The organism is Sporosarcina gallistercoris (assembly GCF_050459885.1).
Taxonomy (GTDB): Bacteria; Bacillota; Bacilli; order Bacillales_A; family Planococcaceae; genus Sporosarcina; species Sporosarcina gallistercoris_A.
The window spans coordinates 101,996-124,038 of the sequence record NZ_JBCMNO010000005.1; the positions used below are offsets into that span (position 1 = coordinate 101,996).

The window sequence follows — 22,043 nt, forward strand, 5'->3', positions numbered from 1 at the left end:
ATAATGGTATGATAGACAAAGCTCTAGCAGAAGGGATCGAAGTGTTTATGACTCAACATATGGAACTTTTAGACAAAACCGCAATTCTTGGGTTGCTTTGTAAAGAAGACGGCGATCAGGAACGCTATCAAAAGGCGGCAATGCTTGCGAAGAAACTCGTAAAGAATGACTATACCATTGCATTTGCCGGCCATTTTTCAGCAGGTAAATCCTCGATGATCAATGCCCTCACAGGAGAGGATCTGCTGCCATCGAGTCCTATACCAACAAGTGCAAATATCGTGAAAATACATAAGGATGTCGAAGACTATGCAATCGTGCATCGGCAGGATGGAACTTCAGTAAAAGTTATCGGTGAAGGATTCTCCCAAGCTGTAAAAAAGATGAGTAAGGAAGGGGCATCCATTGCTTCGTTGGAAATCGGCCACACCGCTTCCAATCTCCCAGCAGGTATTTCGGTGATGGATACACCTGGTGTCGATTCCACAGATGATGCGCATAGGCTCTCTACAGAATCCGCTCTGCATTTAGCCGATGTGGTGTTCTATACAATGGATTATAATCACGTGCAGTCTGAATTGAATTTCCGGTTCACAAAAGAACTGATGCGTTATAATCCTAATGTCTATTTGATTGTCAACCAGATTGACAAACATCGATCCAATGAGCTGTCTTTCGATGAATTCAAGGAATCTGTCAGACATTCCTTTTCTCTATGGGGCGTTGAGCCGAAAGGGATCTTTTTCACTTCTCTCAAACAGCGGGATATAGAAGGTAATGACTTTGACGCGGTGAAAGAAATTGTCAATGGTTCCATGGAGCACCGTGATGAGCATTTTGATAGGAATGCAGAAAATGCTCTTGCCCAGTTGACTGAAGAGCATATCGATTATTTAAAAGAAGAGATTAAACAGTCGAGGGATACCCGCCAGGAGATAACAGAGGATCAATGGGCGAATCCAGAAGAGTTTGAACAAGAGACGGAAGAACTTCGAATGCGTCTGTCCTTAACACATGGCGATGCATTCCATCTCCATTTCGAGAAAGAGCGAAAGGGACTTTTACAGAGTGCTTCGCTGACGCCTTATGAAATACGTGAGCTGTTAAAAGAGTATTTAGAGTCGCAAACGAGTCATTTTAAAGTGGGTCTATTCTTCAGTTCCAAGAAAACTGAAGAAGAACGGGAACGAAGACTTCAAACCCTTAGTGAGTCGTTAGAAAAATTAGCCCATACTCAAATCGAAATCCACCTTCGTTCACTTATGAAAAACGTACTGAAACAAGCAGGTTTGTTAACAGATGAACGATCATTGCAAATCGATGAAATGGACTTGGCATTCAGATTCAACGAGATCGCTGGTAAGATAACAACACCTGACATTCTGACTGGTGAGCTGATCTTGAATGCCTCAAGTCAAATGCGTGAAGCGGTGCTGAACCTGTACAAGCGGAAAACAGATGAGTGGAAAATCCACCTTTCGGAAATAGCGAAACGTGAAGGGGAGCATACTTCTGCAAAACTTCAAGTGCAACTAGACGATGCAGAAATGAAACTGGATGCAATCCGTCTCGTCCAAGCACGAACAGCAAACCTCCAGTTATTCGAATCCGGTCAGAAGCATGATTGGTCGAAAGAGGAACTTGCCTCTTTGGAAAAATTGAAAGAGGAATGGAAAGCTCAATCCGAGCCGGAAATCCTTGATGTCCAACAGCAAGAGACTGAAGTGAACCGGGAGTACACTGAGCATGATCAAACTGTCTATGACCAAAGGGAGGAACTGTACAAAGGGGATCTTGAACTTGTCGTCAAGCGTGCGCAGCATGTGGCTGACGAAGTTATTCAAATACCGGGTTTCAAAGACCTTTCTGTATACTTGCAGTCCAAGTCGAAAAGACTCGAACAGCAAGAGTTTACAGTGGCATTGTTTGGAGCTTTCAGTGCAGGAAAGTCATCTTTCTCAAATGCGTTGCTCGGCGAAGCGGTATTGCCGGTTTCCCCGAATCCGACAACTGCAGCCATCAACCGGATCCGACCGACTTCCGACAAACATGTGGATGGTACAGCGGATATTCACTTTAAAGCACCTGAGCAGTTGACACAAGATACAGTCGATGCATTCGCGATGCTTGGTCTAACCATTTCATCACTTGAAGAAGCGTTTGCGCGTTCAGAAGAAGCGCTGAAACTTGACCTGGTTGAAGAGTCACTTCATATCCATAAGTCATTCATACGTGCATTTCAAGCAGGCTATCCAACGTATCGAAATCTGCTTGGCACCGTTCTGACTGCTGAGCGAGAGGAATTCGTCCGATTTGTAGCCGAGGAAGAGCGCAGTTGTTTTGTGGAGTCAATCGACTTGTATTACGATTGTGAGCTGACGCGCCAAGGGATTACCTTGGTGGATACTCCAGGCGCTGATTCGATAAATGCACGGCACACCGACGTGGCATTTGAGTACATTAAAAATGCGGATGCTATTTTGTTTATCACGTATTATAATCATGCATTTTCACGTGCGGATCGAGAGTTTCTAATCCAGCTTGGGCGTGTGAAAGATGCGTTCGAAATGGACAAGATGTTCTTTGTCGTTAACGCAATCGACTTGGCTGCGAACGAAGAGGAAGCGCAGGAAGTCAAAGGATTTGTAGCAGAGGAACTTGTGAAATTCGGGATCCGGAATCCCCGCGTACATGGAATTTCCAGCTTGCAAGCACTGGAAGCGAAGCGGAAAAGTGAAACAGAACCGAAGATGAATGACTTTGAAACGCGTTTTTATTCGTTTTTAGAACATGATCTCAATTCATTAGCCGTTCAAGCATTGGATGAAGAGACTGCGAAAACGATAGAGCGTCTAGCTGACCTCATTGAACGGACTGAGAAAAATCGTGAGAGGAAAGCCGAAAGATTAGAGGAACTTGCTTCCTTTGAGCAGCGTGTCAGAGAACATTATAGCGAGAGTTTCGCACCAGTTCTGAAAAAAACTGTTCGTGAAGAGTTGAAAGAACTGATTTTCTATATCCAGCAACGCGTTTTCCTTAGATTCCCGGATTTCTTCAAAGAAGGCTATACCCCGTCGTTATTTGTACGTCATCAGGCTTCGGAAGCACTACGTCTTGCTCTAGAAGAAACAATAGAGATGACTGGCTTCGATTTTGCCCAAGAACTGAAAGTGACCAATTTACGAATGCTGACGTTCATGAAGAAACAAGTGGATGCACGGCAGCGGACTGAACATCGTTGGCTAGCTGAAATGGACAGCGCACTGTCGCCTTCTCCGTTTGAATCAATGGATGCAGAGATGCTGAAATTTGCTGCGCCATTCCAACAGATGGAACGATACAGTGGGGTGAATCGACACTTCAAAAATGCGAAATCTTTCTTTGAAAAAGGGGATCGGAACACACTTCAGGAGCAGCTTACTGAATTGCTGAAGAAAGATGCTGCCACTTATTTAGAGCAAGAACAGCAACGGCTTGGGGAATGGACGACCCGATGGATAGACGATTCTGCAGCAGCGTTGACAGAACACTTATTACAGGAAACATTAGCTCAATTGGATGCGGAACGAAGTCTGCTGGATAGTCATGAGAAGCTGTCAGAGTGGCGGATGATCTATGAAAAAATCCGACAGAAGGAGCTGGTATAAGTGAACGTTTTCAAATCTATGTCGGCGCAAAATAGCAACCCACAGCTTAAATGGATTGACGCCCGGTTTTCATTAATGGAGCCGGAAGCGGGTGTGCAGCTCTATAGTGAAGGTCATATCGTCAATGCTGTCCATTGGGACCTTGAAAAAGATTTGTCAGATATGCAAAAAAGCGGTGGAAGGCATCCACTGCCTGATCTTGAAGCGTTAACTGATTTATACCGGAAAAGCGGTCTTGAATTGGATGATGAAATCATCATTTATGATAATGGGGGGGAACCTTTCGCAGCTCGTGCATGGTGGATATTGAATTTCGGCGGATTTAAAAATGTATCCATATCCTTGGACGGGTATGAAGAGCTTGTTAAGCTTGGCTTTCCAACAGATTCGAATGCTGTACATCCAGAGCGTTCATCAATAAAGCCTGAGTGGAATGATTCCATATTGGCGTCAAAAGAAGATGTGAAGGATCTGATTGAAGCAAAAAAGGATCTCCTATTAGATGCAAGGGCAGCAGCTCGCTACCGGGGAGAGCATGAGCCTCTTGATGCGATAGCGGGTCACATTCCTTATGCGCAAAATTTCGACTGGGCACAGCTTGCTGAAAATGGCCGTTTTGAAACTTCGGGAGAGGGAGTAAGCCGCTTGGAAAAGATGGCTGATCCCGAACAACCGATCACAGTCTATTGCGGGAGCGGTGTAACAGCAGCTCCACTCTTCGCGATGCTCACTGAAAAAGGGTATTCGAATGTCAAACTGTATGCAGGCAGCTATAGTGATTGGATTTCAGGCGGGGAGTTGCCCATTGAAACAGGTACTTATAAAAAGGATGATTTGTTGTGAAAGTAGCGTTTATTAGTGATATCCATTCTTCTTTAAATGAATTGAAAATGGTGCTGGAACAAATTGAAACAGTTGCACCAGATGCGGAAATAGTCGGAGTAGGCGATTTGTTTGAATGTACAATCGGAAAGAAAAAACTGGATGGCACGACCTATCCGCTTCTAAGCGAGGTCTTGCTCAATCCAGCTGGTTTTGAACAACTTCTTGACTTTCCTTCTATAAGAGGTAATCAGGAAGAGAGAATTCAACTCATTTCACGGTCAACGGAGCCGTTATTGCAACAAATCATTCAATTACCGGAACGGATGCGAATCGGAGATGCATTGCTCATTCACGGCCATCAATGGCCATATAATGAGCTCCCGCCGGAACGGATAACAGGGGGCGAACCCTTAGTAGTACACGGTCATACTCACAAATCATCTTGGTCCGTAGAAGGGGAAAAGCAAAGGTTTCAATTTTTCGAGCCAATTGAACTTCCGAATACGTCTGTAACAGTAAACGTAGGTTCAGTTGTCGATAACAAAGAGTGGGTGTTATATGATGACAGTGAGCGGACAATGACATTTATGAAAGTACAGCCTGAATAGAGATTATTGCTGCTTATGGATCGCTTGGCGAGCGAGTGCATCCGCTGCCCGATTGGTATCGTCTGCAATCCACTTGATAAAGAAGTATTCGAAGTTCCTTGTGAGCTCGAGTACTTTTTTTAAATGAGGCTTGTATAGATCGTTTTTGACGAATTCTTTTTCTACCGCCTGCACTACGAGTTGTGAATCGCTACGGACAGAAACGATTCCGGAGGTTAACTGTGCAGCTTCTTCAAGGCCTCTTATAAGGGCTAAAAATTCGGCTGAATGATTATCGCAAGGCGGAATCGATTCAGAAATTTTAAGGGAGTGCCCTTCTCCCGTAATGTAAATACCGATCCCACTTTTCCCAGGATTACCTGCGCTTGCACCATCCGTATATAATTCAATCATGTCAATAGGCCTCCCGTATAGTTGCATCCTCGCGCCAGAAAACTTACACTTATATAAGTTGAAGTTGGGAATCACCAGAGCTCAGGCACATTGGATGCTTGGAACCATAAGAGTCAATCTGCGGTGGAAACATCCGAAACTGATCGGATAAATTAATTTCAACATAGAAAACATAAGGTTTGAGGGGAGGGACTTATGAAAAAAACTACTGTCATTTCTGAAATCGATGAACTACTCGATATGTATTGTGAAGGCTGTCTAGTGAAAAAGCATTTGACACAAGAGCGCGGCAAAACAGAAGCACACAAGTTTTGTATACGTGAATGCACAGTGGGTGACCAACTTCGCTTTCTTGGGTCTGAAATGAATAAATTAATGAAATAAGATCCCACTGATTGAATCAGAGGGATCTTTACATTTTATGACGAGTGATCGGATGTAGACACATTTGCCGCTTGAGGACCACGATTACCTTCTATTATTTCAAAAGAGACTTGCTGTCCCTCATCCAGCGTCTTGAAACCTTCTGCTGTGATGCCTGTGAAATGGACGAAAACATCTTGTCCGTCATCCGCTTCAATGAAACCATATCCTTTTTCATTACTGAACCATTTGACTTTACCGTGGTACATAATTATTCCTCCTCGGCGTTGGATGTCTTCCCACTTGAACCATGGTTAAGTTTACTATAACCCAACCATTTATGAAGGTCAAACGCACTATCAGATTTTTGAAAACTACAAAAGGAGTGATTATGAAAATGACATATAGTGAACAGTGTGCGATAGTTACGAGAGAAATATACGGGAAATTTGATGCTAGTCATGATTTCGACCATATTCTGCGTGTTTTGCAAAATGCGCATGAAATTATGGAAGGGATGGACGGTTTGAATCGGACTGTGGTGGAATTGGCTGTCTATCTTCATGATGTGGATGATCCAAAGTATGCTGAAGTCACCGACACTTCAGCAACCGCAATTTTAAAGGGATTAGGCGTACCTCGTTTTGGCAGCAATAGAATCGGTATCGTTCAGCGGAGGAAATTCAAAAGAAATTGGTTCTTCTGAAGGTGCTGTCGTCCGTGATGCGGATCGGTTGGATGCGATAGGAGCTATTGGGATTGCGCGTACTTTCGCTTATGGCGGTGCGAAAGGCCGTAAATTATATGATCGAACTGAAAGTATACGCTCGGGGATGTCAGAACATGACTACCGGTCGAAAAAAACGGCTTCCCTTACTCACTTCCATGAAAAATTATTTTTATTGAAGGATCTAATGATAACAGAAAAGGGAAAGAAACTCGCCGAAGATCGTCATCAATTCATGAAACAGTTTGTGCGGCAAATGGAGATTGAAACAGGGCAATCTCTGGCGCCTGACTGAAAACTAAAAAAGCAGGCATCACTCAACGAGTATGCCTGCTTTACGTAATGCTTCAAACGCTTGATCGAGCTGTTTTACATTATCTGCCGTAACGGTATGTAAGTGTGTATGGTCTTCCGATAGAGCGGATAGGTAGACAGCATTGGCTGCAGTTATCTTTTCGAGGAATTCTTTTACTTCCATGCGATTCGTTACCATGATGGAGGCAGTCAAGTCTCCATATACAGGATGTTCGACCCGGACGTCTTTCACAGTTACACCGTGATCCACAAAAATCGTCAATTCTTCTTCAGTTTGGTCTGCAGTATGTTGGCAAACCGCAATTCTTTCGATTTGTCCATCCCCAACATATTCGTGCATATACAAGTATCCTCTGCTGGTAGCAACGATCGGCTCCTCCACCGCTTTCAACAAATTAATATCGCCAACCACTATTTGTCTGCTGACACCTGTACGCTCGCCGATTTCTTTTCCTGTCATAGGCGTATCTGCTTGTTTTAGCAACTCCAGAATTTGTGCTCTGCGGGTTTCGCTTGCTGACCGGTTTGTAGACATGGAATTGTCATCTCCTTTTTATCTGTCGTTCACTTCTTCTTCTTCCTGAACTCTTTTAACCGTTCATAGATCGCTGCAGTTTTTTTCTCTTCACCAGCTAAGACTGGCGAGTAAAATTGTAGGTTCTTAATGGAGTCGGGTAGATAGGATTGGTTTACCCAGCCACCGAAAGAACCGATTGGATGGTCATGGGGGTAAATGTAACCGCCGTGACCTAACTTTTCAGCACCGGCATAATGGGTATCCCGTAAATGCATGGGGATGTCTCCGGTTTTACCTTGGTGAATCGCTGCGATTGCAGCATCAAGTGCTTTGTAAGCAGAGTTGGATTTTGAGGCAAGGCACATTTCGATGACAGCATTTGCCAATGGGATCCGTGCTTCAGGCAATCCTAACCGAATGGCAGCCTCCGTTGCAGCAGCTACATGCTGGCCGACTTCTGGTGCAGCAAGGCCAACATCTTCGTATGCCATCACAAGCAGTCTGCGATTGACAGCGACCAGATCTCCAACTTCGAGTAAGTGTGCTAAGTAATAAAGCGCAGCATCCGTGTCGCTCCCTCTGACCGATTTTTGCAGGGCGGAAAGTAGATTATAATGATGGGAACCGTTTTTATCACCAAATACTCCGATTCGGCCTACCAAGTTCTTAATCAGCCAATCTTCGATTATGATTTTACCATCATCCTCATCAGATGCAGCAACTAGTGATTCTAGTAACGTCAGTGCTTTACGGGCATCCCCGTTGACTCCTTCAGCAATTGCTCCGACCTGGTGATCCGAGATTTCAATTTGCTGTTTTCCGAGTCCGCGGGTTTCATCGACAAGTGCTCTCTTTAGCAAGACGATTAAATCTTCTTTTTCGAGCCGTTTCAGCTGCAGGATTTCCCCGCACCTGGAGCGGATGGCTGGATTGACATCATGGAATGGATTTTCAGTCGTCGCGCCGATCAGCACTACAGAACCGTTTTCCACATGTGGCAAGAGGGTGTCTTGCTGAAGTTTGTTGAAACGATGGATTTCATCTAAAAACAGGATGACTTTCCCTGTAATCCGTGCTTCGTCCACAACGCGTTCAATATCTTTTTTTCCCGACGTCGTTGCATTTAATGGTATGAACGTTAAATTTGTAGATCCGGCAATCGCATAGGCAAGAGAAGTTTTTCCAATACCCGGCTCTCCGTATAGTAACATCGAAGGTACGTGGCCATTTTTTATCATCCGGTAAAGCGCTGTATCTTGGCCGATGACGTGCTGCTGTCCAGCGATTTCGTCAATCGTATGCGGCCGCATTCTAAATGCTAGAGGTTCGTTATGCATGGTATCCCTGCTTCCATTCAAAGTGTTCTGTTGTAATAAGTATACATGTGCGGTCGCATGAAGTCATTTCAAGGAAGCCGGGTGTTCGAATATGATATACTATCTGAAGCAATTTCAAAAAAAGGACGATGTCTTATGAGAATATCAACAAAAGGAAGATACGGATTAACTATAATTGTGGAACTTGGCAAACGGTACGGAGAAGGTCCGGTGCCATTAAGGAAAATCGCAGAAGAACAGACGCTGTCAGAAGCCTATTTGGAACAGCTTATTCCGTTACTTCGAAACGGAGGACTAGTGAAGAGTATACGAGGTGCATACGGCGGGTACAAATTGTCAAAAGAACCATGTGAAATGACAGCAGGAGATGTCATCCGCCTTCTGGAAGGTCCTATCCAGCTTGTAGAAGGGCTTGAAGAAACCGATATCCCTCAGCAATCACTTTGGCTGAAAATCAGTGAAGCTGTACGGGAAGTGCTCGACACAACAACAATAGAAGACTTAATCCAATCCGAGCGGAACCAACCTCAATCTGATGGCTATATGTTTTATATTTAAAGGAGTTTAACCGTATGAAAACACCTATCTATTTAGATCACGCAGCGACAACGCCTATACGACCTGAAGTCGCAGAAGTATATATGGAAACGATGCAAATGGTTCCTGGAAATCCATCCAGTGTCCACAGCCATGGAAGAGCTGCAAGAAAACATGTAGACAACGCACGGCAACAGCTGGCTCGCTCAATTCAGGCAGAACCGGGTGAACTCATTTTCACGTCAGGCGGGACGGAAGCTGATAACTTGGCGGTTACCGGAACAGCGATGAGCAGACAGCATCTTGGGAAACATATTATCACTACAGCGGTTGAACACCATGCAGTATTGACAACGTGTGAAGCACTTGAAAAAAACGGTTTTGACGTGACCTATTTACCGGTGGATCGAAATGGACTGGTAACTGTCCAACAAGTAGCGGAAGCACTTCGGGAGGATACCATCCTTGTTTCAATCATGTATGGCAATAACGAAGTGGGAACAATTCAACCAATCGGAGAAATCGGCAGACTGGTAAAAGACCATCAAACGCTTTTCCATACAGACGCAGTTCAAGCGTATGGAGTTCTTCCAATTGATGTGAGTGCATTACATGTCGACTTGCTCTCGGTTTCTTCCCATAAAGTGAATGGACCCAAAGGGGTAGGATTCCTTTATCAACGTAAAGGGATTGACCTTTTTCCAATCATGCATGGTGGTTCACAGGAGCGGAAACGGAGGGCAGGAACTGAAAACGTTCCTGCAATTGTTGCGTTCGCAACAGCGGTTCAACTTTCAGCTGCTGAACAACTTGAAAATGCTGTACGGTATACCTCGTTTCAAACGATCATGAGAGAAGTGTTCCAACAGTCTGGAGTAGAATACGAACCGACTGTTGAAGAGGGGATTCCTGTACTCCCGCATATTTTCAATGTTTACTTCCCGGGAACAGATATTGAATCACTGCTTGTCAATTTGGATCTGGATGGAGTATCCGTCTCAAGCGGATCTGCATGTACAGCGGGTTCGTTGGATCCTTCTCACGTCATGCTTGCCATGTTCGGTGAAAAAGCACCAAGGCTCAGGAGTTCTGTCCGAATCAGTTTCGGATATGGCTTAACGGAAGAAAATGTACATCAAGCGGCAGAACGGATTGCAGCTATAGTCAAACGTACTGCGAAATAACACCTAAAAGGAATGAATGATAAATGAGAATCGATAAAGCGAAAAAAGATACAAGAGTCGTCGTCGGGATGTCCGGCGGCGTTGACTCTTCTGTTGCAGCCTATTTGCTGAAGCAAGAAGGATATGAAGTCATAGGGATCTTTATGAAGAACTGGGATGACACCGATGAGTTCGGTGTGTGCACAGCTACCGAAGATTACGAAGATGTAATCAGTGTATGTAATCAGATTGGAATCCCTTATTATGCAGTGAATTTTGAACAGCAATATTGGGACAAAGTATTTACGTACTTTTTGGATGAATACAAAGCAGGTCGAACACCGAATCCGGATGTCATGTGCAATAAAGAAATTAAATTTAAAGCCTTCTTAGAGCATGCCATGAATCTTGGAGCAGATTTCCTGGCAACAGGTCACTATGCACGGATTGCCGAAACCGAAGATGGCGTTGCGATGCTTCGTGGCGTTGATACGAATAAGGATCAGACGTATTTCTTGAATCAACTGAACCAAGAACAACTGTCAAAAGTCATGTTTCCTATAGGAGATATGGAAAAAAGCCGGGTCCGTGAAATCGCGGAAGAGGCAGGTCTTTCTACAGCTAAGAAAAAAGACTCTACAGGAATCTGTTTCATAGGAGAACGGAATTTCAAAGAGTTCCTCTCCAATTACTTACCAGCACAACAAGGGGATATGAAGACGATGACGGGCGAAAAGCAAGGTCGTCACGATGGGTTGATGTATTATACAATTGGACAGCGTCATGGCCTGGGAATCGGTGGTTCAGGAGAACCTTGGTTCGTTATTGGTAAGGACCTTAAAACGAATACATTATTGGTCGGACAAGGATTTCACCACGAGGCGCTCTACTCGGACAGTTTAACGGCGACTGAAGTGAGTTTCACTACTGCGCGGACATTACCTGAAGAATTCAAATGCACGGCTAAATTCAGATACCGTCAAGCAGATACGGGAGTCACAGTTAAAATGACAGGTCCCGCAACTGCTGAAGTTGTGTTTGACACACCAGTACGTGCCATTACACCAGGTCAAGCTGTCGTCTTTTACGATGGCGATGAGTGTCTGGGCGGCGGAACGATTGATACGGTCATTAAAAATGGAAAAACACTCGACTATGTCGGATAAGGGAGAACTGAAAATGGGACACAATGAACAAGCAATAGAGGCATTGCAATCAGGTAACTTTGAAAAAGCGGTTGAAGAATTCATTAAAGCGGCAGAAGAAGCTCCAGACGATCCAGTCGGTTATGTGAATGTCGGAAATGTTTTTGCATCTATCGGCGACATTGAAAAGGCGGAACCGTTTTTCCAAAAGGCCCTCACATTGGATGGTGAAATGGGAACTGCCTATTATGGATTAGCAAATCTGTACTTCAACCAGGACCGTTACGATGAAGCAACTACGCTCTATGAAAAAGCGATTTCCTGCGGTGTACAAGAAGCGGATGTGTATTTCATGCTAGGGAAAAGTTTGGAGCGCGCAGAAAAAGGACGGTTAGCACTGCCTTATCTTCAACGGGCACTAGAACTCGCTCCTGATGATCTCGAAATCCGATTGTCTTATGGGATAGTCCTTGCGAACGAGGGTGTCTATGAACTAGCCGAAGACCAATTCAAAGCGATTTTAGAAGTGGAGCCGGAGAACTCTGACGCTCACTTCAACTTAGGATTCTTATATGCAGTGTCTACAGAAGATAAAGAGCAGGCGTTACATCATTTAGAACGCGCATACACGATTGACCCGGAACATGTCCAGGCAAGATATATTTATGACATGATTCAGATGGGGGAAGAAAACGAATCCGCTGACGATTGAGGTGACGCAAAACTATGGAAAAAACCGATTCAGCAGCTCAAGAAGAACCTTTTTTAATTGGCAGAGCAGTCGTAACGATTTTCCACAACACGGATAGCTTGTTTACGATTGCTAAATTGAAAGTGAGAAAAACAAATTGTTCGTTTGAAGGAAAGGAAATTGTCGTTAAAGGGAATTTCCCTAAACTATCCGAAGAGGAAGAATACCGATTTACTGGAAGGCTCATAAATCACTCAACATATGGCCAGCAATTTGACGTGAAAACTTTTCAAAAAGAATTGCCTGCGACTGAAACAGGGTTAATCCACTATCTGTCTGGAGACCTGTTTCCTGGGATAGGGAGAAAGACTGCTGAAACGATTATCAATCATCTTGGTCCTGAAGCGATCCGTAAGATTATGGAAAACGAAGAGGTCTTGGATGACATCCCTCGTCTTAACTCTGAAAAGAAAGAGACGATCGTTTCCGTTCTCCGCGATAATCTGGGACTGGAACGGACCATCGTCAAATTGAACGAGTGGGGGTTCGGACCTCAAATTGCTATGCGGATTTATCAAACCTACAGGGAAGAGACGATCGAAAAGCTGACTGAGAACCCTTATCGTCTCATTGAAGATGTGGAGGGGGTAGGATTCCAACGCGCGGACGAACTTGGCAGGCAGCTGGGGATCACGGGTACTCATACATCTCGCATCCAGGCTGCAATCCTGCATACGATCAATACTGGAATTCTCTCGAGTGGTCATGTGTACCTGGAAGCCGTTCAAGTATTGCCAGAAGTCAAACGGCTGTTGGAATCCAGTCAACCGGAGGAAATTCCTTACAAGTTGATTTCGAATGCTATTATCGAACTGGTTGAAGAAAGCAGATTGAGTGCAGAGCAGCGAAAACTCTATTTACCTTCCCTGTATTTTTCGGAGCTGGGAATCGCTTCAAAAATGGAGCGGATTCTGGATCAGGATCGGAAAAACACGTTTCCTTCTTCGGAAATGAGAAAAGCGATTGGCGAAACGGAAGAACGGTTGGAAGTCAACTATGCTGAAACGCAAATTGCTGCGATTGAACAAGCACTCAATTCACCTGCTATGATTTTAACGGGTGGGCCTGGTACTGGTAAAACTACGGTGGTAAGAGGTCTTGTAGAAGTGTATGCGGAGCTGCATGGGCTGACGCTCGACCCGAAGGAATATGCGAAAAAAGAGGAGCCGTTTCCAATCATTTTGGCAGCTCCCACAGGACGTGCCGCCAAAAGGCTCTCAGAATCCACCGGATTACCCGCTATGACGATCCATCGGCTTCTTGGCTTCACGGGGCAAGAAAAAGAGGAAGAGACCGAACGTGAAATCAAAGCCAGACTTGTAATTATCGATGAGGCATCCATGCTCGACACATGGCTAGCCCACCAGCTTCTGAAAGCGATCGATGATGACGCTCAGATATTATTTGTCGGAGATCAGGACCAGCTCCCTTCTGTGGGTCCTGGACAAGTGTTGCGTGACTTTTTAGAGTCAGGGACGGTTCCTGTCGTTGAGCTGACTGAAATCTATCGACAGAGTGCGGGATCCACAATAATTGAATTGGCGCACGCTATCAAAAAATCCGAACCACTTGGAAATTTAGCGATAAAAACTTCTGATCGATCATTCATTCGTACTGATGCGGATCAAGTACCTAAAGCAGTCAGCCAAATTGTTAAAAATGCGTTAGCGAAAGGTCAAGCCATTAAAGATATTCAAGTGCTAGCCCCGATGTACAAAGGTCCTGCTGGAATTGATGCATTGAATACCATGATCCAAGAAATGGTGAACCCCGCTTCCGCAGGACGCAAGGAAGTGACGTTCGGGGATGTCGTCTATCGAATTGGTGACCGTGTACTGCAACTCGTCAATCAGCCGGAAAGTAATGTATTCAACGGCGATATGGGTGAAGTGATTTCAATCTTGAAAGCCAAGGAAACGATTGAAAAGAAAGATTTGATGGTCGTGTCATTTGACGGGATTGAAGTGACGTACGAGAGGTCGGATTTGAATCAGCTGACACTCGCCTATTGTTGTTCCATCCATAAGTCCCAAGGGAGTGAATTCCCTACGGTCATCATGCCTGTTGTGCGAAGTCACCGGAAAATGCTGCGGCGCAATCTCCTCTACACAGGGATCACCCGAGCAAAAAACTTTTTGATCCTTTGCGGCAGCCCTGCCGAATTTGAAGAAGGTATTGCAAGGATGGAAGAACGGGAACGGCAGACTACATTGAAAGAACGTCTTAGAGGTGAAAGTCCAGAGCCCGGAGCAAATGAGGAGCCGATTGAAGCGGAGACACCTCCTTCGGTTATGGTAGAAACTTCTGATGCAAAAGATGATAAAGCGGAGTCGACCATTCAATTGGCACCATCTGCTGCAACAGAGCAGCCTATCCGCCCAGATAAGGAATTGGCGCATGTCCTGTCCATCGAAACAATACTGGATGTCGACCCGATGGTAGGGATGAATGGAGAAAGTCCATATGATTTTTTGCAGAGTGTGGATTGACAACACTTTAGGACTTCCTTATAATCCAAGTATAGCTTGAATACTAAACACATTGATGGAGAAAGTAAGCATGTTGAAGTGTGGAAAGAGAGGCTTCCCCCGGCTGAAAGGAAGCTCACACGTAACTGCTGAAAGCTGCTCCGGAGTGCGGGTGAACCCCGCCGTCTGCCGCGTTATGGCAACTCAAGATGCCGTAATCTACACTTTCGGCAATGAGGGTGGTACCGCGAACAATACTTCGTCCCTTTCCAGGGGCGGAGTTTTTTTATTTTCAGCTAGGTTGATTATTATGACTGCCAGCACCGAAGCATACTTTGAAAAGCTTATATCCAAGGAGGAATTGATGATGAAATCACTGACAGCATCTGAAATACGTAATTTATTTTTAGATTACTTTAAAGCGAAAGGGCACAGTGTTGAGCCTTCAGCACCACTCGTTCCAATCGACGACGCTTCTCTGCTATGGATCAACAGCGGAGTCGCAACGCTTAAGAAATACTTCGATGGACGGGAGGTCCCTGAAAATCCGCGGATTGTCAACGCTCAAAAGTCAATCCGTACGAACGATATTGAAAATGTGGGGAAAACTGCACGCCATCATACATTCTTTGAAATGCTCGGTAACTTTTCAATCGGTGATTATTTCAAAGAAGAAGCGATTTTTTATGCATGGGAATTCCTAACACATCCCGATTGGATCGGGTTCAATCCTGATTTGTTATCCATCACCATCCATCCGGAAGACGAAGAAGCATACTCCATTTGGAAAGAAAAGATCGGCTTGCCTGAAGAACGTATCATTCGTTTGGAAGGAAACTTCTGGGATATTGGGGAAGGACCTAGCGGACCGAACTCTGAAATTTTCTACGATCGCGGGCCAGCTTATGGAGATGACTTCTCTGATCCTGAACTCTATCCGGGAGGAGAAAACGACCGTTACCTGGAAATATGGAACTTGGTGTTTTCGGAATTTAACCATAATCCGGACCATACGTATACGCCGCTTCCTAAGAAAAATATTGATACGGGCATGGGACTGGAACGGATGGCTTCTGTCATACAGGAAGTCCCAACCAACTTCGATACAGATCTATTCTTGCCGATCATTAGAGCGGTTGAGAACGTTTCCGGAGAAGCTTATGGCAAAGATGAAGTGAAAGATACAGCGTTCAAAGTGATTGCGGATCACATACGTACCGTTGCGTTCGCAATTGGAGACGGTGCACTCCCTTCGAATGAAGGCAGAGGATACGTACTCAGACGCCTCTTACGCCGTGCCGTCCGATTTGCAAAACAGCTCGGCATCGATCGTCCATTCATGTATGATCTCGTTCCGGTCGTTGCTGAAAAAATGGAGGATTTCTATCCCCAAGTAAAAGAAAAACAGGAATTTATCATGAAAGTCGTTAAAAACGAGGAAGAACGATTCCATGAAACGTTAACAGAAGGCATGAGTATGCTGAGCGGTATATTGGAGAAAGCGAAAATAACTGAAAACCCAACTGTTTCCGGTGCGGACGCATTCCGGCTTTACGACACGTATGGGTTCCCGTTCGAGTTGACAGAAGAATTCGCTGAAGAGGCCGGAGTCGTAGTGGATGAAGCTGGTTTCCGCAGCGAAATGGAAGCACAGCGTAAGCGTGCTAGAAGTGCCCGACAAGATGTGGACTCCATGCATGTTCAGTCCGGGGTTCTTGGTAACGTCCATGAATCCAGTGAATTCATCGGTTATGATCAGTTGGAAAGTGAATCCAAAATTGTTGTTCTTCTAAAGGACGGTGAATTTGCTGAGCGGGCAACGGAAGAAGATGAAATTCAATTCATTTTGGATCGCACACCTTTTTATGCAGAGAGCGGGGGGCAGATAGCGGACAAAGGAATAATAGCAAATGATTCGTTTTCTGCTGAAGTCTTGTCTGTAAAGAAAGCGCCAAATGGACAGCATTTGCATACAGCAGTTGTGCGTTCAGGGGAAGTGACCCCTTCAACCTTTGTGCGCGCACAAGTGAATAAGGAAGATCGTTCCTATACAGTGAAGAATCATACGGCAACACACTTATTGCATAAAGCGTTAAAAACTGTACTTGGAGAGCACGTCAATCAAGCAGGTTCTTATGTTGGTCCAGACCGGCTTCGATTTGACTTCTCGCACTTCGGACAAGTTACAAAAGAAGAGCTGGAGCAAATCGAACAGATGGTAAATGAGAAGATTTGGGAAGATATCGCCGTTTCGATTGAACAAAAAGGCATCGAAGAAGCGAAGGAAATGGGCGCAATGGCATTGTTCGGAGAAAAGTATGGCGATGTTGTACGGGTCGTTTCGGTAGGGGACTACTCTTTGGAATTGTGTGGTGGATGCCACGTTCATTCTAGTGGAGAAATCGGGGTCTTCAAGATTGAATCAGAAGGCGGGATTGGAGCGGGAACTCGACGGATTGAAGCTGTGACTGCTAAGCAAGCGTATCGATCATTTAAGGAAGAAGAAGCTGTTTTAATTGAAGTTTCATCGCTTCTCAAGTCCAATCCAAAAGAACTTGCTACAAAAACTGCTGCTTTCCTGGGCGATTTCAAGGAACTGCAGCGTGAAAATGATTCGTTATCCGCTAAACTCGGGAATAGTCAGCTAATAGATGTATTAGCGCATGCAAAGCAGATTGACGATATGACCGTGATTGCTGCACGCGTTGATACAAAAGACAATAATGCACTTCGCCAGATGATTGACGAATTGAAGCAAAAGGTTGAAAAAGGAGTTATTGTTCTTGGTGCAGCTTCTGAAGGCAAAGTTATGCTTGCAGCAGGCGTAACTGATGATTTAAAAGGTGAGCAGCACGCTGGTAAAATTGTCAGTCATGCGGCCTCTCTATGCGGAGGTAAGGGCGGAGGCCGGCCTGATATGGCGATGGCCGGTGCAAAAGACGTCTCAAAACTTGATGAAGCGCTACTTTCCGTGTATGATTATGTCAAATCTGTTTAACTGAATCCGGCTTCCAGATGTGTGGCTCTCAAGGGCCGCAAAAAAGTCAGCCGATTTGACGAATTGAAAGCGGGGTGTCGATTGTGAATTCATATGACAAAACGATGAAGTTCAATTTTCCTGAGGAATCTATGGAGCAAGAGGTCAAACAGGTGGTGCTCCATGTGTACAAAGCATTAGAGGAAAAAGGATACAATCCGATTAATCAGCTTGTGGGCTATCTGCTCTCGGGCGATCCTGCTTATATCCCACGCCACGAGGATGCACGTAATATGGTCCGTAAATTGGAGCGGGATGAAATTTTGGAGGAACTTGTGAAGTTCTATATCCGTGAAAACGGAGGCAGTAAGAATTGAGAACGATGGGCTTGGATGTAGGATCTAGAACAGTGGGCGTGGCAATCAGCGATGCCATGGGTTGGACTGCTCAAGGAATTGAAACGATCCAAATCGATGAAGAATCAGGTAACTTAGGAATGAAGCGTATTAAGGAACTTGTCAAAGAGTACAACGTCAGTTCTTTTGTAGTCGGTCATCCTAAAAACATGAATAATTCGATTGGCCCTCGTGCCGAGGCTTCTGAGAAGTATGCCCAGCTGCTGAAAAAAAAATTCGAGTTGCCTGCAATCCTCTGGGATGAACGGATGACGACGATGGCTGCTGAGCGGATGCTGATCGAAGCGGATGTAAGCCGTAAAAAACGAAAAACTGTCATTGATAAAATGGCAGCAATCATGATTCTTCAAGGATATCTTGACTCAAAAAATTTATGAGGTGATCAAATGGAACACGGTATGGAAACAATGACAATTGTAGATGAAAAAGGGCAAGAACATGTATGTGAAGTGATTTTTACATTTGAATCCGAAGACTATGGTAAATCATACGTGCTATATCATGTACTAGGTGATGAGCCTGAAAACGAAGATGAAGAAATTGAAATCTTTGCTTCAAGCTTTGTTCCTTCAGAAGACGGTGAAGACGGGGATCTGATGCCTGTTGAGTCTGACGAAGAATGGGAAATGATCGAAGAAGTTTTCGGTACTTTCTTGGACGAGCAAGACGAAGACGAAGAATAAGCCATATGCGCACGTACGGAACGGTGCACACCGTTCCGTTTTTTTCATTGCAAACGATTGGTAGCGTTTAGTTAGCTGGCCCGTGATACAACGAGAAAGAGGTGACCTTCCATATGGCGAAGGGTTCAAAAAAAGATGTGATGTTTGAACGCATGCAAGAACAGAAGAAAGAAGTCAAAGTCGTACGTAAAATTGTCTTTTGGATAGCGATTGCATTGATTCTAGTTGTTGCTGTTGGTGGATTCTTCACTTATCGATACATAAAAAGTGCCCTTGAGCCAATCGAAGCGGAATCCGATAAGACGGTTCAGATTGAAGTTCCTATAGGATCCGGTTTGGATACGATTTCTCAGATTCTTGAAGAGAAAGGACTTATTAAAAACGCGAAAATCTTTAAATATTATGCGAAAGTGAATAACGAATCAGACTTTCAAGCAGGAACTTACGAACTTTCTAAGGCGATGACGCCTGATGAACTTTTGAAGAGTTTGAAAACAGGGAAAGTCTATAGGACTCCTGTATTTTCGATGACGATTCCGGAAGGGTTAACAGTTGAGCAAATTGCAGAACGAATCGCAGCGAAAACAACCGTAACAAAAGAAGAGTTTTTAACTTATATTGATTCAGATGACACCATCATGAATTTGCAAGCTATCTACCCGGAAATAATCACAGATGAAGTGAAAAACGAAAATATTCGACATCCGTTAGAAGGCTACCTATTCCCAGCTACTTATCCATTTTATGAAAAAGAACCAACCGTACAGACTGTGGTTGAAACATTGATAGATGGGACAAAAGCGAATGTTACGCCATATCTAGCGGCACTTGAAGAAGAAAAGAAGTCCGTTCACTGGCTGCTTACATTTGCATCATTATTAGAACGTGAAGCAACGGCACAAGCGGATCGCCAAACGATTGCAAGTGTATTTAACAATCGGTTAAAGGAAGGCATGCCTCTGCAAACGGATCCTACAGTTCTTTACTCATTAGGTGAGCATAAGGATAAAGTGTCTTTAAAAGATCTTGAAGTTAATAATGCGTATAATACGTATCAGAACAAAGGATTGCCTCCTGGTCCAATTGCAGCCCCAGGAGCTGCATCGATTGAAGCAGTCATCGATCCTTCTGATACATCTTATTTCTATTTCCTGGCAGACAAAACTGGGAAAAACCACTTCGCCAAAACATACGATGAACACTTGAAGCTAAAAGCTAAGTACATCGATGGCAAGTAAACTAGCAGGATGGAGTTAGTATGATGACGAATTATGAAACCTATAGATTGAACTTCGAGAAGGAAGTACAACCTCTTATAAAGGAAATGGAAGCGTATGCCGAAAAACAGTTCATACCGATCATGGATCGCATAGGAATCGAAACGTTTATCAGTTTGTTGACTATTCAAAAGCCGACTACATTGCTGGAAATCGGGAGTGCTATCGGATATTCTGCAATTCGTCTTGCACAGGCGGATTCTCAGCTGCATATTGCAACGATTGAACGTGACGAAGAACGACATGCAAAAGCGGTTCACTATATCGAACGCGCTAAGCTCAACGATCGAATTTCTCTGTTTAAGGATGACGCCTTGACTTTGGATACAACATCTCTTCCGTTCGCTTGTTTTGATGCCTGTTTCATAGATGCGGCGAAAGGTCAGTACAAACGTTTCTTCGAGAAGTACGAACCTCTTGTAAAAACAGGTGGTATCATATATTGTGACAATATGTTTATGCATGGACTGGTGTTTCTGGAAGACCAGGAAGTACCTAAACGAAGTCGTACGATGATTCGAAATTTAAAAGCATTTACAAAATGGATAATGGATAATCCTGAGTATGAAACTTCCTTACTTCCTGTAGGAGACGGAATTTTAATCGCTCGAAAAAATTGATGGAATTACACACACTACAGAGGAGGAATTAGGAAGATGGCAACGCAAAAACCATTAATCATTGGCATTGCTGGAGGCTCAGGATCTGGTAAAACAAGTGTTACAAAAAAGATCCATCAAGTTTTTCAAGAGCATTCAGTAGTTGTAATCGAGCAAGATTTTTATTATAAAGATCAGTCTCATCTAGAGTTTGAAGAACGTCTTTCCACAAATTACGATCATCCCCTTGCCTTCGATACGGATTTGTTAATCGAGGATCTGGAAAAACTCCTTATTCGCCAGCCTATCGAAAAGCCGGTTTATGACTATGCTTTGCATACGCGCTCGAATGACAAGATTGCGATCAAACCGAAAGATGTAATCATCCTCGAAGGGATCCTGATCTTGGAAGATAAGCGTCTCCGTAATTTAATGGATATTAAGTTATTTGTCGATACGGACGCGGATTTAAGAATCATTCGAAGGATCTTGCGGGACATCAATGATCGGGGCAGAACAATCGAATCTGTCATTGACCAATACATGAGCGTTGTCCGTCCAATGCACAACCAGTTCATCGAACCTACTAAGCGGTATGCGGACATTATTATCCCTGAAGGTGGTCATAACGAGGTCGCTATCGACTTAATGGTAACGAAAATAAAAACAATTCTTGATTCTGGTAATGATTTGTAATATGATGTTGTCAGATATTCATATAGTAAACACTATGTCGCATACCTTTCTATAAGGAAGGTGCGACATATTATTTTGATGATTTTGCAAATTGAGGAGTGAGGAAATGGTTTCTGAAAAAAAATATCCAATGACTGTTTCAGGTAAACAGAAATTAGAGGATGAACTTGAATTTCTGAAAACGGTAAAACGTAAAGAAGTAGTGGAACGTATCAAAATAGCGCGTAGTTACGGAGATTTGTCTGAGAACTCTGAATATGATTCTGCTAAGGAAGATCAGGCGTTCATCGAAGGGAAGATTTCATCGCTTGAATCTATGATTCGTAATTCAGTTATCATATCAGAAGCGACACGTACTGAAGAAGCGCAGCTAGGCAGCACAGTCACGTTTAAGGAAATCCCTGATGGGGAAGTTGAAACGTATACGATAGTCGGATCCGCGGAAGCTGATCCATTAGAAGGGTTGATTTCAAATGATTCACCCATAGCCAAAGGTATTATTGGCCGTAAAAAAGGGGATCAAGTGAAAATCATAACACCCGGTGGCGAAATGCAAGTTGAAATCACAGAAGTGAAGTAACAGAGAGATGCCGCCTTCA

General features: G+C 44.1%; 23 protein-coding genes and 1 other annotated feature. Of the genes, 19 read left to right on the forward strand and 4 right to left on the reverse strand.

The window, feature by feature from the left end; genetic code table 11:
- Window positions 1-47: 47 nt before the first annotated feature.
- The 3 genes from ABE021_RS02405 to ABE021_RS02415 are packed head-to-tail and all read left to right on the forward strand — an operon-like array spanning window position 48 to window position 5,080.
- A complete protein-coding gene (locus ABE021_RS02405; protein WP_430286960.1) occupies window positions 48-3,647 on the forward strand; it encodes a dynamin family protein in 3,600 nt (1,199 codons plus the stop codon).
- Entirely contained in the window at window positions 3,648-4,490 is an 843-nt protein-coding gene (locus ABE021_RS02410) for a sulfurtransferase (protein WP_430286574.1), read from the forward strand.
- A complete protein-coding gene (locus ABE021_RS02415; protein ID WP_430286575.1) occupies window positions 4,487-5,080 on the forward strand; it encodes a metallophosphoesterase family protein in 594 nt (197 codons plus the stop codon). The genes ABE021_RS02410 and ABE021_RS02415 overlap by 4 nt, the downstream gene beginning before the upstream one ends.
- Window positions 5,081-5,083: 3 nt before the next feature.
- On the opposite strand, the gene ABE021_RS02420 is transcribed toward ABE021_RS02415, so the two are convergent.
- The gene (locus ABE021_RS02420; RefSeq protein WP_430286576.1) at window positions 5,084-5,473 is read right to left on the reverse strand and encodes a ribonuclease HI family protein; all 390 of its coding nucleotides are present in this window, start codon (window positions 5,471-5,473) and stop codon (window positions 5,084-5,086) included.
- Between the two features lie 195 nt (window positions 5,474-5,668).
- On the opposite strand from ABE021_RS02420, the gene ABE021_RS02425 reads away from it, so the two are divergent.
- Window positions 5,669-5,857: a zinc-finger domain-containing protein gene (locus ABE021_RS02425; RefSeq protein ID WP_039041742.1), complete on the forward strand. Its 189-nt coding sequence runs from the start codon at window positions 5,669-5,671 to the stop codon at window positions 5,855-5,857.
- Between the two features lie 35 nt (window positions 5,858-5,892).
- Here ABE021_RS02425 and ABE021_RS02430 read toward each other — a convergent pair whose 3' ends face one another.
- Complete coding sequence (locus ABE021_RS02430; RefSeq protein ID WP_430286577.1) at window positions 5,893-6,105, reverse strand: cold-shock protein; 213 nt, start codon at window positions 6,103-6,105, stop codon at window positions 5,893-5,895.
- A 122-nt stretch (window positions 6,106-6,227) separates the two neighbouring features.
- Between ABE021_RS02430 and ABE021_RS02435 the strand changes: the two genes are divergently transcribed.
- Both ABE021_RS02435 and ABE021_RS02440 read left to right on the forward strand, forming a co-directional pair.
- The gene (locus ABE021_RS02435) at window positions 6,228-6,542 is read left to right on the forward strand and encodes an HD domain-containing protein (RefSeq protein ID WP_430286578.1); all 315 of its coding nucleotides are present in this window, start codon (window positions 6,228-6,230) and stop codon (window positions 6,540-6,542) included.
- Window positions 6,481-6,858 carry an HD domain-containing protein gene (locus tag ABE021_RS02440; protein WP_430286579.1) on the forward strand — a complete coding sequence of 126 codons (378 nt, stop codon included), beginning with the start codon at window positions 6,481-6,483 and terminating at the stop codon, window positions 6,856-6,858. The genes ABE021_RS02435 and ABE021_RS02440 overlap by 62 nt, the downstream gene beginning before the upstream one ends.
- 18 nt (window positions 6,859-6,876) lie before the next feature.
- Here ABE021_RS02440 and ABE021_RS02445 read toward each other — a convergent pair whose 3' ends face one another.
- Complete coding sequence (locus ABE021_RS02445; protein ID WP_430286581.1) at window positions 6,877-7,413, reverse strand: transcription repressor NadR; 537 nt, start codon at window positions 7,411-7,413, stop codon at window positions 6,877-6,879.
- Between the two features lie 29 nt (window positions 7,414-7,442).
- Complete coding sequence (locus ABE021_RS02450; protein ID WP_430286582.1) at window positions 7,443-8,732, reverse strand: replication-associated recombination protein A; 1,290 nt, start codon at window positions 8,730-8,732, stop codon at window positions 7,443-7,445.
- A 135-nt stretch (window positions 8,733-8,867) separates the two neighbouring features.
- Between ABE021_RS02450 and cymR the strand changes: the two genes are divergently transcribed.
- From cymR to greA, 13 genes are all read left to right on the forward strand, one after another.
- Window positions 8,868-9,290, forward strand: a complete 423-nt coding sequence (gene cymR, locus ABE021_RS02455; RefSeq protein ID WP_191688058.1) for a cysteine metabolism transcriptional regulator CymR — start codon at window positions 8,868-8,870, stop codon at window positions 9,288-9,290.
- A 14-nt stretch (window positions 9,291-9,304) separates the two neighbouring features.
- Window positions 9,305-10,453, forward strand: a complete 1,149-nt coding sequence (locus ABE021_RS02460) for a cysteine desulfurase family protein (RefSeq protein WP_430286583.1) — start codon at window positions 9,305-9,307, stop codon at window positions 10,451-10,453.
- Between the two features lie 23 nt (window positions 10,454-10,476).
- Window positions 10,477-11,598 carry a tRNA 2-thiouridine(34) synthase MnmA gene (mnmA, locus tag ABE021_RS02465; protein WP_430286584.1) on the forward strand — a complete coding sequence of 374 codons (1,122 nt, stop codon included), beginning with the start codon at window positions 10,477-10,479 and terminating at the stop codon, window positions 11,596-11,598.
- A 13-nt stretch (window positions 11,599-11,611) separates the two neighbouring features.
- Window positions 11,612-12,289 carry a tetratricopeptide repeat protein gene (locus ABE021_RS02470; RefSeq protein WP_430286585.1) on the forward strand — a complete coding sequence of 226 codons (678 nt, stop codon included), beginning with the start codon at window positions 11,612-11,614 and terminating at the stop codon, window positions 12,287-12,289.
- Between the two features lie 14 nt (window positions 12,290-12,303).
- On the forward strand, window positions 12,304-14,817 hold the full coding sequence (gene recD2 / locus ABE021_RS02475; RefSeq protein ID WP_430286586.1) for an SF1B family DNA helicase RecD2: 2,514 nt from the start codon (window positions 12,304-12,306) through the stop codon (window positions 14,815-14,817).
- A 43-nt stretch (window positions 14,818-14,860) separates the two neighbouring features.
- Window positions 14,861-15,066: a binding site (T-box leader), on the forward strand.
- 97 nt (window positions 15,067-15,163) lie between these two features.
- Complete coding sequence (alaS, locus tag ABE021_RS02480) at window positions 15,164-17,794, forward strand: alanine--tRNA ligase (RefSeq protein WP_430286587.1); 2,631 nt, start codon at window positions 15,164-15,166, stop codon at window positions 17,792-17,794.
- 83 nt (window positions 17,795-17,877) lie between these two features.
- A complete protein-coding gene (locus tag ABE021_RS02485; RefSeq protein ID WP_430286588.1) occupies window positions 17,878-18,150 on the forward strand; it encodes an IreB family regulatory phosphoprotein in 273 nt (90 codons plus the stop codon).
- Window positions 18,147-18,566 (forward strand): Holliday junction resolvase RuvX, encoded by a 420-nt coding sequence (ruvX, locus tag ABE021_RS02490; RefSeq protein ID WP_430286589.1) that lies wholly within the window; start codon window positions 18,147-18,149, stop codon window positions 18,564-18,566. Before ABE021_RS02485 ends, ruvX begins: the two co-directional genes overlap by 4 nt.
- 9 nt (window positions 18,567-18,575) lie before the next feature.
- Complete coding sequence (locus ABE021_RS02495) at window positions 18,576-18,872, forward strand: DUF1292 domain-containing protein (protein WP_125103655.1); 297 nt, start codon at window positions 18,576-18,578, stop codon at window positions 18,870-18,872.
- Between the two features lie 113 nt (window positions 18,873-18,985).
- Window positions 18,986-20,110, forward strand: coding sequence for an endolytic transglycosylase MltG (mltG, locus tag ABE021_RS02500; protein WP_430286590.1), 1,125 nt, complete (start codon window positions 18,986-18,988; stop codon window positions 20,108-20,110).
- A 20-nt stretch (window positions 20,111-20,130) separates the two neighbouring features.
- On the forward strand, window positions 20,131-20,769 hold the full coding sequence (locus ABE021_RS02505) for an O-methyltransferase (protein ID WP_430286591.1): 639 nt from the start codon (window positions 20,131-20,133) through the stop codon (window positions 20,767-20,769).
- Between the two features lie 36 nt (window positions 20,770-20,805).
- Window positions 20,806-21,444: a uridine kinase gene (gene udk / locus ABE021_RS02510; protein ID WP_430286592.1), complete on the forward strand. Its 639-nt coding sequence runs from the start codon at window positions 20,806-20,808 to the stop codon at window positions 21,442-21,444.
- A 106-nt stretch (window positions 21,445-21,550) separates the two neighbouring features.
- Window positions 21,551-22,024 carry a transcription elongation factor GreA gene (greA, locus tag ABE021_RS02515; RefSeq protein WP_191688048.1) on the forward strand — a complete coding sequence of 158 codons (474 nt, stop codon included), beginning with the start codon at window positions 21,551-21,553 and terminating at the stop codon, window positions 22,022-22,024.
- Window positions 22,025-22,043: the final 19 nt, after the last annotated feature.